The 16,296-nt window shown below is 44.8% G+C and carries 13 protein-coding genes; 4 read left to right on the top strand and 9 right to left on the bottom strand.

What is annotated here, in order from left to right:
• Window positions 1-161: 161 nt before the first annotated feature.
• The gene (locus QME03_RS09195) at window positions 162-899 is read left to right on the top strand and encodes a hypothetical protein (RefSeq protein ID WP_281724185.1); all 738 of its coding nucleotides are present in this window, start codon (window positions 162-164) and stop codon (window positions 897-899) included.
• Window positions 900-942: 43 nt separating this feature from the next.
• On the opposite strand, the gene QME03_RS09190 is transcribed toward QME03_RS09195, so the two are convergent.
• The 6 genes from QME03_RS09190 to QME03_RS09165 all read right to left on the bottom strand — a co-directional run bounded on the left by QME03_RS09190 (window position 943) and on the right by QME03_RS09165 (window position 7,204).
• Entirely contained in the window at window positions 943-1,953 is a 1,011-nt protein-coding gene (locus QME03_RS09190; protein ID WP_281724184.1) for an AMP-binding protein, read from the bottom strand.
• A complete protein-coding gene (locus tag QME03_RS09185; protein ID WP_281724183.1) occupies window positions 1,932-2,972 on the bottom strand; it encodes an o-succinylbenzoate synthase in 1,041 nt (346 codons plus the stop codon). The genes QME03_RS09190 and QME03_RS09185 overlap by 22 nt, the downstream gene beginning before the upstream one ends.
• A 7-nt stretch (window positions 2,973-2,979) precedes the next feature.
• Window positions 2,980-3,804 (bottom strand): 1,4-dihydroxy-2-naphthoyl-CoA synthase, encoded by an 825-nt coding sequence (gene menB, locus QME03_RS09180; protein ID WP_273115663.1) that lies wholly within the window; start codon window positions 3,802-3,804, stop codon window positions 2,980-2,982.
• Between the two features lie 57 nt (window positions 3,805-3,861).
• Window positions 3,862-5,508 carry a 2-succinyl-5-enolpyruvyl-6-hydroxy-3-cyclohexene-1-carboxylic-acid synthase gene (gene menD, locus QME03_RS09175; RefSeq protein WP_281724182.1) on the bottom strand — a complete coding sequence of 549 codons (1,647 nt, stop codon included), beginning with the start codon at window positions 5,506-5,508 and terminating at the stop codon, window positions 3,862-3,864.
• Window positions 5,509-5,706: 198 nt separating this feature from the next.
• Window positions 5,707-6,804: an isochorismate synthase gene (locus QME03_RS09170; RefSeq protein WP_410521768.1), complete on the bottom strand. Its 1,098-nt coding sequence runs from the start codon at window positions 6,802-6,804 to the stop codon at window positions 5,707-5,709.
• The gene (locus QME03_RS09165; protein WP_273115670.1) at window positions 6,785-7,204 is read right to left on the bottom strand and encodes a PaaI family thioesterase; all 420 of its coding nucleotides are present in this window, start codon (window positions 7,202-7,204) and stop codon (window positions 6,785-6,787) included. Before QME03_RS09165 ends, QME03_RS09170 begins: the two co-directional genes overlap by 20 nt.
• A gap of 283 nt (window positions 7,205-7,487) precedes the next feature.
• Between QME03_RS09165 and QME03_RS09160 the strand changes: the two genes are divergently transcribed.
• Window positions 7,488-8,717 (top strand): BaiN/RdsA family NAD(P)/FAD-dependent oxidoreductase, encoded by a 1,230-nt coding sequence (locus QME03_RS09160; RefSeq protein WP_281724180.1) that lies wholly within the window; start codon window positions 7,488-7,490, stop codon window positions 8,715-8,717.
• A gap of 1,293 nt (window positions 8,718-10,010) precedes the next feature.
• Here the strand turns inward: QME03_RS09160 and glyA are convergent.
• The 3 genes from glyA to pyrB all read right to left on the bottom strand — a co-directional run bounded on the left by glyA (window position 10,011) and on the right by pyrB (window position 12,813).
• On the bottom strand, window positions 10,011-11,291 hold the full coding sequence (gene glyA / locus QME03_RS09155; RefSeq protein WP_281724179.1) for a serine hydroxymethyltransferase: 1,281 nt from the start codon (window positions 11,289-11,291) through the stop codon (window positions 10,011-10,013).
• Between the two features lie 116 nt (window positions 11,292-11,407).
• On the bottom strand, window positions 11,408-11,869 hold the full coding sequence (gene pyrI, locus QME03_RS09150) for an aspartate carbamoyltransferase regulatory subunit (protein WP_273116272.1): 462 nt from the start codon (window positions 11,867-11,869) through the stop codon (window positions 11,408-11,410).
• Window positions 11,866-12,813 carry an aspartate carbamoyltransferase gene (gene pyrB / locus QME03_RS09145; RefSeq protein ID WP_281724178.1) on the bottom strand — a complete coding sequence of 316 codons (948 nt, stop codon included), beginning with the start codon at window positions 12,811-12,813 and terminating at the stop codon, window positions 11,866-11,868. The genes pyrI and pyrB overlap by 4 nt, the downstream gene beginning before the upstream one ends.
• Before the next feature lie 120 nt (window positions 12,814-12,933).
• Between pyrB and QME03_RS09140 the strand changes: the two genes are divergently transcribed.
• Window positions 12,934-15,246, top strand: coding sequence for a transglycosylase domain-containing protein (locus QME03_RS09140; RefSeq protein ID WP_281724177.1), 2,313 nt, complete (start codon window positions 12,934-12,936; stop codon window positions 15,244-15,246).
• A gap of 117 nt (window positions 15,247-15,363) precedes the next feature.
• Window positions 15,364-15,975 (top strand): DUF3256 family protein, encoded by a 612-nt coding sequence (locus QME03_RS09135; protein WP_281724176.1) that lies wholly within the window; start codon window positions 15,364-15,366, stop codon window positions 15,973-15,975.
• The last annotated feature ends 321 nt before the right edge of the window (window positions 15,976-16,296 follow it).

Raw genomic sequence — 16,296 nt, 5'->3', positions numbered from 1 at the left:
CACTCTATAAAGTGTATTGTTCTTAGGCTATATTTGTTTGTTCTGTTTTTTATTTCATTCTGTTTTTATCTAGCTGTTGATTATGCATTTTGCTGATTCAAACGTTTCTTAAAAAATGTTTTTTGCGTTGGTTTTTGACGTTTTTCTTTTATCTTTGCTTCATGATGAAAAGACTATTATTGTTATTAATGATATCGTGTGCCACGATGAATGCTGCTTTTGCGCAGAACGAGCGAGGGCACGACACCAAGCGCAAAACTAATAAGGCGGTTGTGGTCGAGCAAAAGAGGGTGGATAGCCTAGCAATTGACTCGCTGCAACGCAGTGCTTCACCTATTGTGGCTGCCGAACCAGCTGTAGATTTACCCCTGCCATTGCCCTCTTTAACCATGGGTGGACAGGGAGAACCCTTGGGTTATCGCCCTTGGTTTTGGGCATCGAGCCAGCGATGGGATTTGCATCCAGGACTAAACCTCAATGTGGGTGCATCAGTTTTCGCGCAATTTGGTAAGAATGCGCCTCGTGGTGCAGGCTTTATGCAGAATATTTCGGCCATGTACGCACAGCCATTAGGCAAGAAGTTTACGGTGGCTGCAGGCGGTTACTTTAACAATGTGTTCTGGGGAGGCGACAATTATCGCAATGCAGGTTTGCAAGCCGTTGTGGGTTATCGTTTCAACGACCAATGGGAAGGCTATCTCTATGGACAAAAAAGCTTGGTTAAAAACAAGTTAATGCCTTATTTGTTGCATGATATGCAGGCCTTGGGCGACAGAATTGGCGCGACGGTTAAGTACAATGTTAACCCTTATCTCAGTGTGCAGGTTTCTTTAGAACAAGTTTGGGGACCTAATATGCCACGAGGATATTACGACTCGTTTAGCCCTATGGGGCGTTAAGCGGTTATGAAGTATAGCTTGGGGGATGATGGCTGTTTGCCTTTCATCCCCTTTTTATTTTGCCTGTTGGCGTGCGTTCTATCTCGTTCACGGCGAAATAGGCTTTAGGTTGCCAATATTTGGGTAGCACTTGTTGGCAAATCTGTTTTGCCATGGTTGTGGCTTCGTTTGGATTTTGGCCACTGAGAGGCACAAATTCTAGTCCAACCACCTCACCAAACTTTTGATCCTTTATTTTTATTATGCGGTAAGGGGTGTTGAGATGTGGGTAAAGTTCACGTTCCACCTCTTCAATTTGTATTTTGATACCGCCACTAACAAGCACATTATCTAGTCTACCTAGGATGCGAAACACCACGCCTTGTTCCACGCTGTTCTGCTTCAAATCCTCTTCGTTTACATCTATAGCCTGCTTAATGATGGCTATGTCGTTTGTCTCTAAAGGCTCTTGGCACACGTGGGGAGCGTTTATCACCAAGCATCCTTTGCTGTTTAACTTCACTTCAACCCCAGGAAGTGGCGCGTACCACTCGCTAGCTTCTGGTCCATTGAGTCTTCTTAAAGCAACGTGCGACAATGTTTCGGTCATGCCATAAGTGCTCCAAACGGCATTAGGAAAATTTCTAAGCTCTTGTGCTAAGTCCGCTTCAATGGCACTTCCGCCAATAATAAGATGTTTAATACGCATAAGACGCAGGCGTTCGGAAGGCACTTGCAAACTGTTAAACACCTGTAGAGGTACCATTGCTGCAAAATCAATGTCCTCTTCCATGTTTTTTAGCGGGTGTCCGTTGGGTTCCACAACGATAAGTTGTAGTTTAGCCACCAGTGCACGCACCGCCATCATCTTACCAGCGATATAATCTAGCGACATGCAGAGCAAAGCTTTGTCGCCTGCTTTCAACTTTAGATATTGGCAAGTGGCCTTTGCACTGGCTTCCATGCGACATTTATCCACCCAAAGTGGTTTGGGCTTACCGGTCGAACCACTGGTGTGAACCAACATTTGCGGGTTGTCGTTGTTCCAAAGTTCTAAAAATTGGGTAAGAACCATAGGTTATCTCCTTTAATTTGCAGTGGCATCGCAATGTTATCTGTAAACAATTGTCCCGTGCCAAGTCCTTGTGGCATATTGATTTGTGGTCCATACACCTCTGAAGTTAAGTGAGCGATAGCATTTAGGCCCACATTACTTTCTAGAGCACTGGTTATCCACGAGTCAATGTTGCGCTTTTGTGCCAGTCCAATCCACTCTTTCGTGCCAGCGATACCGCCATGAAGCGAAGGCTTTAGCACCAGATATTGGGGCGATATGGTGTCTAGCAATGCCTCTTTCATTGAAAGCGAGTTTGTACCGATTAGTTCTTCGTCGAGTGCAATAGGCAAAGGTGAGTGTTTGCACAGCTTGGCCATCTCCAGCCATTGACCTTTAGCGATGGGTTGTTCGATAGAATGAATATCGAGCGTGGCCAGTTTATCGAGTTTAGCTAAAGCCTCGTTAGGCGCGAAAGCCCCATTTGCATCCACTCGTAGTTCCACTTCCTGCCGCGAAAAAGTATTACGTATAAGGCCCAGCAACTGCAATTCGCGTTCAAAGTCTATAGCTCCAATCTTTAGTTTCACGCATCTGAAACCTTGTTTTAGTTTCTCTTCAATGCGTGCAGCCATCTCTTCAAATGTTCCCATCCACACCAATCCATTGATAGGGATACCCATTTCGCCCCTTCCGAAAGGAGTTTGCGACAGTGCCATATCTCCATTGCGTTGCCATTGCCATAAAGCACACTCCAATCCGAAGCGAATAGAAGGGTAGGGCAGCAGCTCTTCGTGTTGTATTTCTCCTGTTTCGCACAGTCGTTGGCATGCATGGCGCAAGCAATCTTCATAATTGGGCAGGTCGTCGCAACTTAAATTAGGCAGCGGAGCACACTCGCCCACGCCCTTAACACCCGGTTTTTCGGGTGAAGAGAGCGTAATAAACCAGGTCTTTCGGGTGAGATACACCCCACGAGAAGTACCAGCAGGCTGTTTAAAGTGCAACGTATGAGGTGCAATGTCTATGCAAAACTTCATGCTTGGTTTATGGAAGTTTAGGATATTTCTTAAAGTTGGGTTTACGTTTTTCAAGGAAAGCTTTGCCGCCTTCTTGCGCTTCGTCTAGGAAATAATACAGCATGGTAGCGTCGCCAGCCAATTCTTGTATGCCAGCTTGTCCGTCTAATTCAGCGTTAAGACCAGCCTTAATCATGCGTAAAGCTAGCGGACTGTGTTGCATCATCGTCTCAGCCCATTCCACACACTCGTCTTCCAGCCTGTCAAATGGCACCACCTTGTTTACCAAGCCCATGCGTTCGGCTTCTTCTGCGTTGTATTGTCTGCATAGGAACCATATCTCGCGTGCCTTCTTTTGTCCTACTATGCGCGCTAAGTACGAAGCCCCAAAGCCAGCATCGAACGAACCAACCCTTGGACCTGTTTGTCCGAAGATGGCGTTTTCACTAGCAATGGAGAGGTCGCATACAAGATGTAGCACGTGTCCGCCACCGATGGCATAGCCATTAACCATTGCCACCACAGGTTTAGGTAGTCGTCTAATCTGCATTTGCACGTCGAGAACATTAAGTCTTGGCACTCCGTCTTCGCCAACATATCCGCCTCTGCCTTTCACGTTCATGTCGCCACCAGCGCAAAACGCCATATCTCCAGCGCCAGTGAGCAGCACCACACCTATGTCTTGGGCCTCGCGACAGTAGGCAAAGGCCTGACTCATCTCCCACGTAGTGCGTGGTGTGAAGGCGTTACGATAGCGAGGGCGATTGATAGTTATCTTAGCAATGCCTTGATATTCTTCGAATAATATTTCTTTGAAGTCGAATGCTTCAATTTTTTTCCATTCTCTTTTCATACAATGTTATTTGTTTTGGGATAAGGGATATAGTTGTTGATGGTGCTTTTGTGCGCTTTAGGCCGAGGCACCAGCGCTTTGTTTAAAGTTTACTTCAAGCACAATAGGACAGTCCTCGTTGTGGTTTATCAATTCTGTAACGCCCTTTTGTAGCTCTTTTTTGTTGTTGGCAACCAGGTATTTAATGCCGTTTTGTTGGCAAATGCCTTGAGCCGACGTTCGGTGTTCGGCCGAAACAAAGGTGTCTCTTATATCATTGGCAGGCATTCCTTTCACATGTTGGAAAATTTTTCCTCCGCCATTGTTCAGCAATATTATTCTAAAATTTCCTTTCAAGCGTGTGTTCCATAAGGCGTTTTGGTCGTAAAAGAAACTCAAATCGCCTATTATGCAATACACATTGTTGGTTGTTGTCAGCGACATTCCTGCTGCAGTAGAGAGCGAACCCTCAATACCGTTTACGCCACGATTGCACCAAACAGGGTGCTGAGCGTACTTATTGGCTAGACGCACACTCATACTGTTGGCGTAATGCACCTCATAAGGGGTTGTGCTATGCGAGAGCTGTTGTTCAAAACATTGCACAGCGAACGCTTCGGTGTATTCTAAGCGCTCTTTCTTGAGGTTTTCACGATAGTCGTTGTGTGCTTTTTGCCACCGTTGTATGTAAGCATTGACGCGTGCTTCGTGTTGTTTTTTATCGATTTGTTGCATCATCTGCACCATCAGCGACAGCACATTGTTGGGCAAAGTCTCCACAATTGTTGTGAGATGCATAAAGGTGTCAATTACGTCTCCACCCTCGTTTATCAGCCATTGCGCTGCGTCTTGCGCTTGTCGCAATAGCGACTTGATGTTTTTCCCAATGAGATGTCCGCCCAAGTATAGTATGAAATCGGGTTTAAGCTCAACTGTTTCTGTGCTCGTGGCTAACAGCTCGTCTGCATTTTGCAGCGTTCCAACACCACTTAGCACCTCAGAAATCACCACAGCATGCTTTTCTAATTCCTTGATTAGCGTGGTGTCGATGGTTGTGGGGCGCATTTGTCCCACCACAATCATCGGCTTTTCGGCCCTTAAGAACTGGCTAATCAGTTCGTGTAAGTCGGCTTCTACAAGCGTTTGGGGCATTATCCTACTAATCGTTCTTACGTTGGGAAGCTTGCAAACATTGTATTCAAACAGCGGTTCAGACAAGGGTACGTTGATGTGAACAGGGCCCACGCCATGATGATTAGTAGCCAATAAAGCCTCGTTTGCAAGCCTGTTGCAGTACCAACGTTGGGTGTTGTCGGTGGGTTCGTTTAGGTTTACGGCTTTCTTAACGAAGTCGGTCAACGCGTTTTGTTGGCGAATGGTTTGCCCATCTTGTTGGTCTATCCAGGCCAAAGGGCGGTCGGCAGAGATAACTATCAAGGGAACATGCTGGTAATAGGCCTCGGCCACGGCTGGCAGAACATTGAGCAAGGCCGACCCCGATGTTACACAAACAGCCACAGCATCGCCACTTAGCAGAGCCATTCCCAAGGCATAAAACCCAGCCGAACGCTCATCGGTTACGGGATAACAACAAATGGCGCCCGATTTCACGAGGTTATGAACGATGGGTGCATTGCGCGAACCAGGGCAAACCACGGCTCGCTTAACGCCATGGGCCACGAGTAAGGCTGTTAGAATATTGATGTTTTCTTTATTCGAATACATGTTTGATGGTTGAGTTCGTGTTTAAATCTTAGGTTTATAAGTTCATGCGTTTGCCATTCCAGGCGTTAAGCGGTTGGTTTGGCGCATTGGTTATTTTTACTTATAAGCTAAGCTCTGCCGAAAACCAAAGAGGTTTAAACCTGTGTGGTTCATACCACAACGCATAAACCAATTTGCTCATCAACTTAAGAACTGAAATTACGGTTGCATTAGGCCCAACATGGTTTCCATTTTTGCTCTTGTTTCTTCCCATTCCTGCTCTTCGGTGCTGTTTTTAAGCAGACCTCCACCAGCGTATAGACATGCTTTGTGATTAGAAAGCTGCATACAGCGCAAGGAAACGTACAGCCTTGTGCCCTCAATGGCCGACACCGGACCGCAAAAACCGCTGTAGTAGCGTCGGTTGTGGGGTTCATTTTCAATGATAAATTGCCAAGCCTCGGCCTTAGGTAGTCCGCAGATGGCTGGAGTAGGGTGCAGTGTTTGCACCAAGTCGCCCAGTCCATAGGTAGGCTTCAGCTTAAAAGTAAAGTCGCTTCTAAGATGTACCAATCCTCCTGCGCGTTGGGTGTAAGGCCGTGTTTCTTCAATATCGTAAGCCAGATTAGCTAGGCAGTCACCTATGTAGTGTGCCACAAGGCGTTGCTCTTCCTTGTTTTTGGCGCTCCATTCTAGGGGCAGCGTGTCGCTATTCCATGCACTATCGGGCCATTGTTGTTGTTCGGCATTAAGTTTCATCGTGCCCGCCAGCGCCATGGTGCGCCATCGTTGTGTGTCGTTTTGCACCAACACTTCGGGCGTAGCCATAAGCCACGTACCTGCTTTGCGTGTGCAAACCAAGGCAATAAACGAACGAGGGTAGCGTTGGCAGGCTCTCCAAAACAGCTGTTCGGCATCGACAGCGCGTGTTAAAGCCACATCTTCTGTTCTACTGAGAACAATTTTGGCAAATCTTGCTTGCACCAGTTCTTGGTGAAAACTTCTGAAACACTGCTGATAAGAGGTACTAATTGATTGCTTTTCTTTGTTGTTAAGTACCATTGGAGCCTCATTACCACTCTGCGGTAAACGCAAAATGTATGCGGTTGCGTCCATTTTTTCCACCCTGTTGGGTGCAATAACTAAGAGCGGGCATTCATCGCTGATGGCGAAGGGTGCGAAAACAAAGCCATCAACATTGTTTAGTGCGTCATAATTGGGAAGACTTTGGGCCTCTCCTTGCACCTGAATATAGCGCAAAGCATGCGTGGCATGTGGCTCGCGAAAGAGCGCAAAGTCAGTCATCTTTGCGAGCATTGAGCACATAATTGGTTACTTGCACCGAACAAACCAAATCGCCAGCAGTGTTTCTTATCTCTACTTGCCATTGATGTAGCGTTCGTCCCTTGTGTATAATATGCGCAGTGGCAGTTACGGTGTCGCCTTCTTCCACTGCTATTAGGTGACTCCCGCTAACGTTGATGCCCACACTAATCTTGCCAGGACAAAGCGTTAGCGAGCCAACTCCTGCTAAGTTCTCGGCCAGTGCTAGCGAAGCGCCCCCACTAAGGAAACCAAAAGGTTGACGATTGCGCTCGTCTACCTTCATGCGAGCCATGCAAGTGTTGGGGTCGGGGGTAGAAATAAATTCCATACCCAAGGCCGTTGAGAGGTTGGGCAACCTGTTTAGTTTATCTTTAATGTGTTCGATGTCCATGATGCTTGTTTTAATACTACTGCAAACTTACATAAAAATGCTGTAAAAACAGCACGAAAAGGCGATAATTCTGCGTTTATGCTGCGACGTTGATGTGCTATATTACTTTGATCGGTTGTTCTTTTGTTTCTGGCTTAACTGGGTGTTTTGTAGGGCGGTTTTAGCCGGGCATCACAAATAAGTAACAAGCTTGGCTGCTTAAATTCTCAATTTTATTCTCTCTTTAACCTTGTGAAAATGGCTTTTTTGTTGTATCTTCGTTTGCATAAAACAAGCAAATATAATGACAGAGAGACTTCATATTGCGGTGGTAGGCGGTGGCGCAGCAGGCTTTTTTGCTGCCATTGCAGCCAAACAAACCAATTCCAAGGCGCGTGTTACCATTTTTGAACGCGGACAAAAAGTGCTGGCCAAGGTGCTAATAACCGGTGGCGGACGCTGCAACCTTACCAATTCGTTTGCACAAATTACAGATTTAAAACAGGCTTATCCGCGTGGTGATAAAATGATGAAGCGTCTTTTTAATATGTTTTCGCACAAAGACACCTGCCAATGGTTTGAACAACGGGGGGTGAAACTAGTTAAGCAAGACGATGAATGTGTGTTCCCTGTATCGCAATCGGCACAATCTGTGGTTGATGCCTTAACCCACGAGGCCCACAAACTGGGAGTGGAGGTGCGTACAGGATATGCTGTTGAGGCTGTGAAGCAGATGGGAAACGGAGAACTACAACTGCTTTTTAAAGTGCAAAAGCCTGTAACCGTGCAGCGAGCGGCCATCACAACAGGTGGCAGCCCACAGGCCAACGCCTTGCAATATCTGGCTAATTTGGGGCATAATATTGTGCAGCCAGTGCCCTCGCTCTTTACTTTTAATATTGCTGATGCGACTTTTAAGGCCTTGATGGGTACGGTGGTAGAAGGCGTTACGGTGTCGTTGGTGGGTACTAAACATAAAGCCACAGGCCCATTGCTTGTTACGCATTGGGGGGCAAGCGGTCCGGCAATACTCAAACTCTCATCTTATGGCGCGCGTTATGTACACGATTGTGGCTATCAATTCCCTATTGCAGTAAACTGGATAGGACTAACCAACAGCGCATTGGTGGCCGAACATCTACAAGTTATTGTTGATTCCAATCCTAGAAAACTCCTCACTAGCGTTCATCCCTTTGGTTTACCCACGCGAATGTGGCAATATATTTTAGAAAAAACGGCGTTGGGCGCAGACAAACGGTGGGACGAACTGGGTAAGAAAGGTTTGAACAAACTAGTTGAATCGCTAACAAACGACCAGTATAAGGTTACTGGCAAGGGTGCGTTTCGCGAAGAGTTTGTTACCTGTGGCGGTGTCTCGCTTTCGGATATCAACCTCAACACCATGGAAAGTAAGGTATGTAAAAACCTTTATTTTGCTGGCGAAGTGTTGGATGTTGATGCTATTACAGGTGGATTTAATTTGCAAGCGGCGTGGACAACGGGCTATGTGGCGGGTAAGGCAATGGCGCTTTAGTGAACTAAATCAAAGAGAATGAAATTAAAACTCTTTGTCAAACAAGGCAAGAGTTGTTTAACGCGTATGGAGATTAAGAGTTTGTTCGTTGAAGGCATGCCTGTTGGTGTGAGTTCGACGAATGAATGTAAACCACAATGGGGTAATAAGCAAAATTTCAATTGTATGACAACGAGTTTACGTAAAACTAAGGTTAGTGCGTAGCATTAACGAATGTAGCTATTGCTGATTTCTCTTTTGTTAAACAAGGTGTTTTTATTTTACAAAAACCATCTCTATAGATGACCCCTTCTAGCAGAAAATACTGCCCAAAAGCACGCTTTTAGCCTCAATTTTCAACTTTTCAGATTTAATTTTACGTCATTTTTTAGAGAAAAATCACCAAAAAGCACCATTTTGCCTTTCTATTTAGTGACTTCGACGAAGTTTTTAGTCGCGCCAAAAACAGCTTTTATTAGCCAAAAAATCGGTTTACTTAGTTGTTTTTGCTCACAATGAGGCATGATTTTTTTGTAAATCGTGGCGATTTAGTCTCTTTTCAATATGCAGAATGTTGCATACAATCATACGTTTTCTACCTACTAACCTCGTATTTAGCACCAAAATACACTGCGTTTAGCACCAAAATACACTGCGTTTAGCACCAAAACGCATGGCGTTTAGCAGCAAAATGCAAGCTGTTTAGCACCAAAACGCACGACATTTAGATACTTTTTGCTCATTATCTGGTATAAGTTGCATATTTTTTCAATGAAGTTTGGTTTTGTATGCACTCTCTAGATAACCTTTTTTTACCCAATCAAACCTCGCGAGAATTGAAAATTTGCGAACGAGTGGAGATTTGTGAGCAGATAAGGTACTCATAATGTTAAATTTTATGCGTAATATTTTACATTTAACCTCGCTTGTATCATTCTTATTCAAATCAAGCGTTAGCGCCGTTTAAATGTTGTGTGTTGTTGAACACATTGCATGTTTTGTGTTTTGTAGGCATAGTGTAAAATATCAAAGGAATAAAACAGGCAAAAAGCCGAGAAGCCAACGAAAGAAGGAGTGGAAGCTATGAAAACATTAAAAGGTTGTAAGCTAAGCGGTCTAATAACTGATTACGGTTATAACTAAAGCAAGACATAATAACAAGTGCGTACACACAAATAACATGAAAACACTTATTATCAAATGGGAATATAAAATAGTCTGAACATAATAAGAAAAGTAGACCAGTAAAAACAAAAAGCGGGATGCAGCCCCAAGGTTGCATCCCGTTTTGATAAATGACCTTCGCCATTATTATTAGTAAGCGAAGAGCGGGTAGGCTTTCATTTTCTCGTTTACGCGTTGGCGAACACTGGCGATAGTAGTTTCGTCGGTGGGATTGTTAAGAACTTCCTCAATAAGTTCGGCAATAAAGGCCATGAGGTCTTCTTTAGCACCGCGCGTAGTGATAGCAGCTGTACCCAGACGGATACCACTTGTTTGGAAAGCACTACGAGTATCGAATGGCACCATGTTCTTGTTAACGGTGATGTCGGCAGCAACAAGCGCATTTTCGGCAACCTTACCCGTAAGTTCGGGATATTTATCGCGCAGGTCAACAAGCATAGAATGGTTGTCTGTGCCACCGCTAACGATGGTAAATCCACGTTTAATAAGTTCTTCGGCCAGCACTTTAGCATTCTTCTTAACCTGCATAGCCCACTCTTTAAACTCGGGTTGGAGAGCCTCTTCGAAAGCAACAGCCTTAGCAGCGATAACATGTTCGAGTGGTCCACCTTGAATTCCGGGGAACACAGCCGAGTTAAGAAGCTGGCTCATCATCTTCACTTCGCCCTTAGGAGTTTTCTTACCCCATGGGTTTTCGAAGTCTTTACCCATCAAGATGATACCTCCACGTGGTCCGCGTAGCGTCTTGTGCGTGGTAGAAGTAACAATATGAGCATATTTCAAAGGATTTTCAAGCAGACCAGCAGCAATCAAACCAGCAGGGTGAGCCATGTCAACCATAAAGATAGCGCCCACTTTATCAGCGATATCGCGCATGCGTTTATAGTCCCATTCGCGGCTATAAGCCGAGCCACCACCGATAATGAGTTTAGGTTTGTGTTCCAAGGCAAGGCGTTCCATTTCATCGTAGTCAACGCGACCCGTTTCTTTGTTGAGGTTATAACCTACTGGGTTGTAGAGAATACCCGATGTGTTTACAAGGCTACCATGGCTAAGGTGTCCGCCGTGGGCGAGGTTCAAGCCCATGAAAGTGTCGCCAGGGTTGAGGCAAGTGAGCAGCACGGCCTCGTTGGCTTGTGCGCCAGAGTGAGGTTGAACGTTAGCAAATTCGGCACCGAAAAGTTTTTTGATGCGTTCGATAGCTAGGTTTTCCACCTTGTCTACCACTTCGCAACCGCCATAATAGCGTTTACCGGGCAGTCCTTCGGCATACTTGTTGGTAAGATACGAACCCATGGCTTGCATCACCTGTTCGCTAACGAAGTTCTCCGAGGCAATCAGTTCGATGCCTTTAAGTTGGCGTTGATGCTCATCTTCAATGAGTTTGAAAATTTCTAGGTCTCTTTTCATAAATGAAATTGTTTGTGTTAGTTATTGATTTTGGTAAGACGTGGTGTTCGTCTTGCCGTTGTTAATATGTACACTGTGAAGGGATGTATTGTGTGTGCATACAGCCGAGTGCGTGTTTACACCAATTGAGCCTTGTCCATGGTTTGTTCCATGTCGCAGTAATGGCATTTTAATGTGCGGTTTTCTTTGTCAACCACGTTGAAAACCGTTTGCATTGGCTCGTTGTTGGTGATGCACTTTGGGTTGTTGCAGCGTACAATACCCTTAAGTTCTTCGGGTGTTTCCACCTTTTTCTTTTCTATAACCTCGTAATCTTTAATGATGTTGAGCACCACATTAGGGGCTACTACCGAGAGTCTAGAAATCTCTTCGTTGGTGAAATACCTGTCGGTAACTTTGATAATGCCTTTCTTTCCCATCATTTTTGAGGCATAGTTGTTGCCGATAGTGATAGGTTCGTTAATGGTTTGCAGTTCAAGCAAGGCCACAACTTGAAATGTTTTGTCGGCGGGTATGTGGTCGATAACAGTGCCGTTTTTGATGGCGGCCACTAGTCGTTCTTTCTTATTTACACTCATTTGATGATGGTTTTGTCGTTTCTAACATCTTCCAAGGTAATACCCAGCACATCGCAGAATAGTGCTTGGCGTGCGTACAATCCGTTTTGTGCCTGTTGGATGTAGTATGCGTGCGGATTGTCGTCCACATCATAGGCAATTTCGTTCACTCTTGGCAGTGGGTGCAATATACGCATATTATCTTTTACATTGCCCAGCATGTCGTTTTTAAGGATATACACGTCTTTAACGCGTTCGTATTCCATCAAGTCGGAGAACCTTTCCTTTTGCACGCGCGTCATATATATTATGTCGGCATCGGCAATAATCTTCTCGTTAAAGGCCGTATGCTCTTGAAAATTGATGCTGTGGTTTTTGCAATAGAGCTTATACTCGTTGGGCATGGACAACTCTTTGGGTGCGATGAAATGGAAAGTGGGGTTGAAATGGCGCATGGCCATGATGAGCGAGTGCACCGTTCGTCCGTATTTCAAATCGCCTACGAGGTAGATGTTGAGGTTTTCGAGCGTTCCTTGTGTCTTATATATGGAGTAAAGGTCGAGCATGCATTGAGAAGGGTGCATGTGAGCGCCATCTCCAGCATTGATAATGGGTACAGGCGACACCTCGCTGGCATATTGTGCAGCCCCTTCAATGTAGTGTCGCATCACGATGATGTCGGCATAATTGGCCACCATCATGATAGTGTCTTTGAGGGTTTCTCCTTTAGACACACTGGTGGCTTTGGCATCCGAGAAACCAATGATGCGTGCACCGAGCCTGTTGGCTGCAGTTTCGAAGCTCAAACGGGTGCGAGTGGAAGGCTCGAAGAAAAGACTTGCGATGACTTTTCCTTTGAGTAACTCGCGGTTGGGATGTTTCTCAAACTCTTGCGACAGTTCGATGAGATAGTGAATTTTCTCTTTCGAAAGGTCAGCAATTGTCACAAAATCACGTTGTTTCATCTGTTTTGACATTGGAACGTTCTCTATTTTGCGTGCTAAGATAAGTATAATTTTTCTTATTTGGATGTCTAATAGGGAGAAAAATTGTATTTTTGCAGTAATTTTAGAATTCAGAGATTGATGAGAAAGAAATTAATACATACCTTATGGGGTTTGCTGGTGCTAGGCGTTCTGTCTACTGTATTGGCTTTTGTGGCCATTTGGAATGGTTGGATAGGTTATATGCCGCCGATTTCCGAATTGCAAAATCCCATTAACCGATTTGCTACACAGGTGTATTCGGCTGATGGAAAGGTTATAGGAACATGGAATGAGAATCGTGAAAATCGCATCTGTATTCCGTATTCCACATTATCGCCACACCTCGTTCATGCGTTGGTGGCTACAGAAGACATTCGGTTTTACGACCACTCTGGCATTGACTTCTTTGCGCTGGGGCGCGCATTCATTAAGAGAGGACTATTAGGAAAGGCCAGTGCAGGCGGTGGAAGTACTATTACGCAGCAGCTTGCCAAACAGCTTTATTCGGAAAAAGCCCACTCAACACTCGAACGACTGTTGCAAAAGCCTATTGAATGGGTTATTGCGGTGAAGCTAGAACGCCATTATACGAAGGAAGAGATTATTGCGCTATACCTTAATTATTTTGACTTCTTGCACAATGCCGTGGGAATAAAGACTGCGGCAAACACCTATTTTAATAAAGAACCTAAGGACTTGACCATTACAGAGTCTGCAACACTGATAGGATTGTGCAAAAACCCTTCGTTCTTTAACCCTGTGCGCTATGCCGAAAGGAGCAAAGAGCGTCGTAATGTGGTGTTGTCGCAGATGGTTAAGGCAGGTTATCTTTCGGATGGAGAGTATAGAATGTATGCTGAAGAACCTCTTGTGTTGAATTTTCATCGCACAGACCATAAAGACGGCACAGCTACTTACTTTAGGGAGTTTTTACGCCTGTACTTGATGGCCAAGCGCCCAGAAAAGAGTAATTATCCCGAATGGAACAAGGCACAATATGTTTACGACTCTGTGGCATGGGCTACCGACCCGCTTTATGGATGGTGTAACAAGAATACAAAGAAGAATGGCGAACATTACAACATCTATACTGACGGATTGAAGGTGTATACGTCAATAGACAGTCGTATGCAACAGTATGCCGAGGATGCTGTTTATAGGCATTTGGCCCGCTTCTTGCAACCCGCTTTCTTCAAAGAAAATCGTGCTAAACCCAACGCGCCGTTTACAAATCAGCTTACGGCTGCCCAAGTTCGCACAATCTTGAACCGCTCGATAAACCAAAGCGAACGTTATCGCAATATGAAATCAGCGGGCTACTCTGAAGAAGAGATAAGGAAAGCCTTCAGAACACCCACCGACATGGCCGTGTTTACTTATCATGGCGATGTAGACACCGTAATGACGCCACTGGATAGCATTCGTTACTATAAGTCGTTCTTGCGAACAGGTTTCGTAAGTATGGATCCGAAGAACGGATTGGTGAAGGCTTATGTTGGTGGTATGGACTTTACGCACTTCCAATACGACATGGCTACCGAGGGACGCAGGCAAGTTGGTTCTACAATCAAGCCATTCCTCTACTCACTGGCGATGGAAAACGGTTTCTCTCCATGCGATGAGGCACCCAATGTGCAAACCACTTACACTGTGGCTGGCCAAAGTTGGACGCCAAGAAACGGAAGTAGGGCGAGATATGGCCAAATGGTGACCTTGAAATGGGGCTTGGCACAGTCTAATAACTGGATATCTGCTTATCTTATGAGTAAGCTAAACCCGCAGCAATTTGTGGGCTTGCTTCGTAGCTATGGTTTTAACAACCCCGATATACACCCTTCTATGGCCTTGGCTCTAGGTCCGTGCGAGGCTAGTGTGTGCGAGATGGTTAGTGCTTACACGGTTTTTGCCAATCATGGCATTAGGTGTGCACCCATGTTTGTTACCAAAATAGAAGACAACGAAGGAAATGTAATTGCCACGTTCCAACCAAGGATGAACGAAGTGATAAGCGAAACCAGTGCCAATAAAATGCTTGTTGAACTGCAAGCCGTAGTTAACGAGGGCACTGCTCGCCGTTTGCGCTTCAAATATAACTTCACAGGCGAGATTGGAGGTAAGACAGGAACTACCAACCGCAATGCTGACGCATGGTTTATGGGCTTTACACCCGAACTTGTTAGCGGCTGCTGGGTTGGTGGAGAAGACCGTGATATACACTTCGACTCAACAAGTATGGGTCAGGGTGCAACGATGGCTCTGCCTGTTTGGGCCTATTTCATGCAGAAAGTGTTTGCCGACCACCGTCTGGGTTACAGTCAGAGCGCCACATTTGCCTTACCCGATGGCTTCGATCCCTGTTCGAAAGATGATGGCGGAGGTGCTGAATATGATATTGACGAAGTGTACGAGTAGGCGAGAGGCTATATTCTCCTTGTTAAAAATGACATTTGGCTGGCTTTAAGTAAGTATACGAGTTACACAGTCTGAATAATAAAGACAACTTTATCCTAATAAATAATGTATAACACAATGAAAAGAATGCTATTCGGGCTGTGCTTAGCGCTGATGCCCATAACGATGATGGCACAACAGTTGCACAAAATGTGGGTGAATATGCCCACTTCGGTTGCAGGCTCGCTTGAGAAAAGCGTGCGACAAGAACTGCTTGATTTAAAGGAAATGAAGAAAACAGCAGTTATTGAAGGCTTGCTGGGCGAAGAAAGTCGTATAGATACGTTAACAAACGATTTTCTTTTGGCTAACCTAAGTAAAGTCTCTACCTTGCAAATGAAGATGTTGCCCGCGGCGAACGGTGACTCCTTGCTCTGCTTGGTGCAAACATTCATGGGACCAACACCCGAGAGCGTAATCTCGTTTTATACGTCCGACTGGAAGACTTTGTCTATGCCTGAAATGCAATTAGATGTAGAACTGCAAAAACCTAGCGATATGTCGCTCGAAGACTTTAATAAATTGCAGGCGCAGTTCGACCCCAAATTACTTTCTTTCACACTTTCACCATCCAGTAATGAACTTGTGGTGACGCTCTCACCCGTGTTTGTTAGTGAAGTAGAAAAAAGCAATATGAAAGCATTGGTTTTGCAAAGGAAGTTTAAATGGAATGGGAAAACATTTAATTAATGTTATATATATAGTACTTTTATCAGTAAACGCTTGCAAAATTAAATAATTATCGTAACTTTGTAACGTGTTTTTCATGGTATTAGATTATTAAGGTTAAGAAAGATTGGTTGTCGTGAGACAATCAATTTTTTTTTGTACCAATTCGAAGTACAATTGTTGCTGTTTTTTTCACCTTATAATATAGGTTTGGTCTAGTGCTGATATGGGAGAATTTAAACACCTTGGTAGTTTAGATGTTTGTTTTTTCAGACTTCAACTAAAGACGGGTCAGTCCTAAAACCCAGTTGTAAGTCCTTCCCCCTCATGCACATAATTTCA

Origin of the sequence: Hoylesella shahii (assembly GCF_937990675.1) — a bacterium.
GTDB lineage: Bacteria > Bacteroidota > Bacteroidia > Bacteroidales > Bacteroidaceae > Prevotella > Prevotella shahii.
Note: the sequence above shows the minus strand (reverse complement) of the source record. Positions and strands in the feature narration are given on the sequence as shown.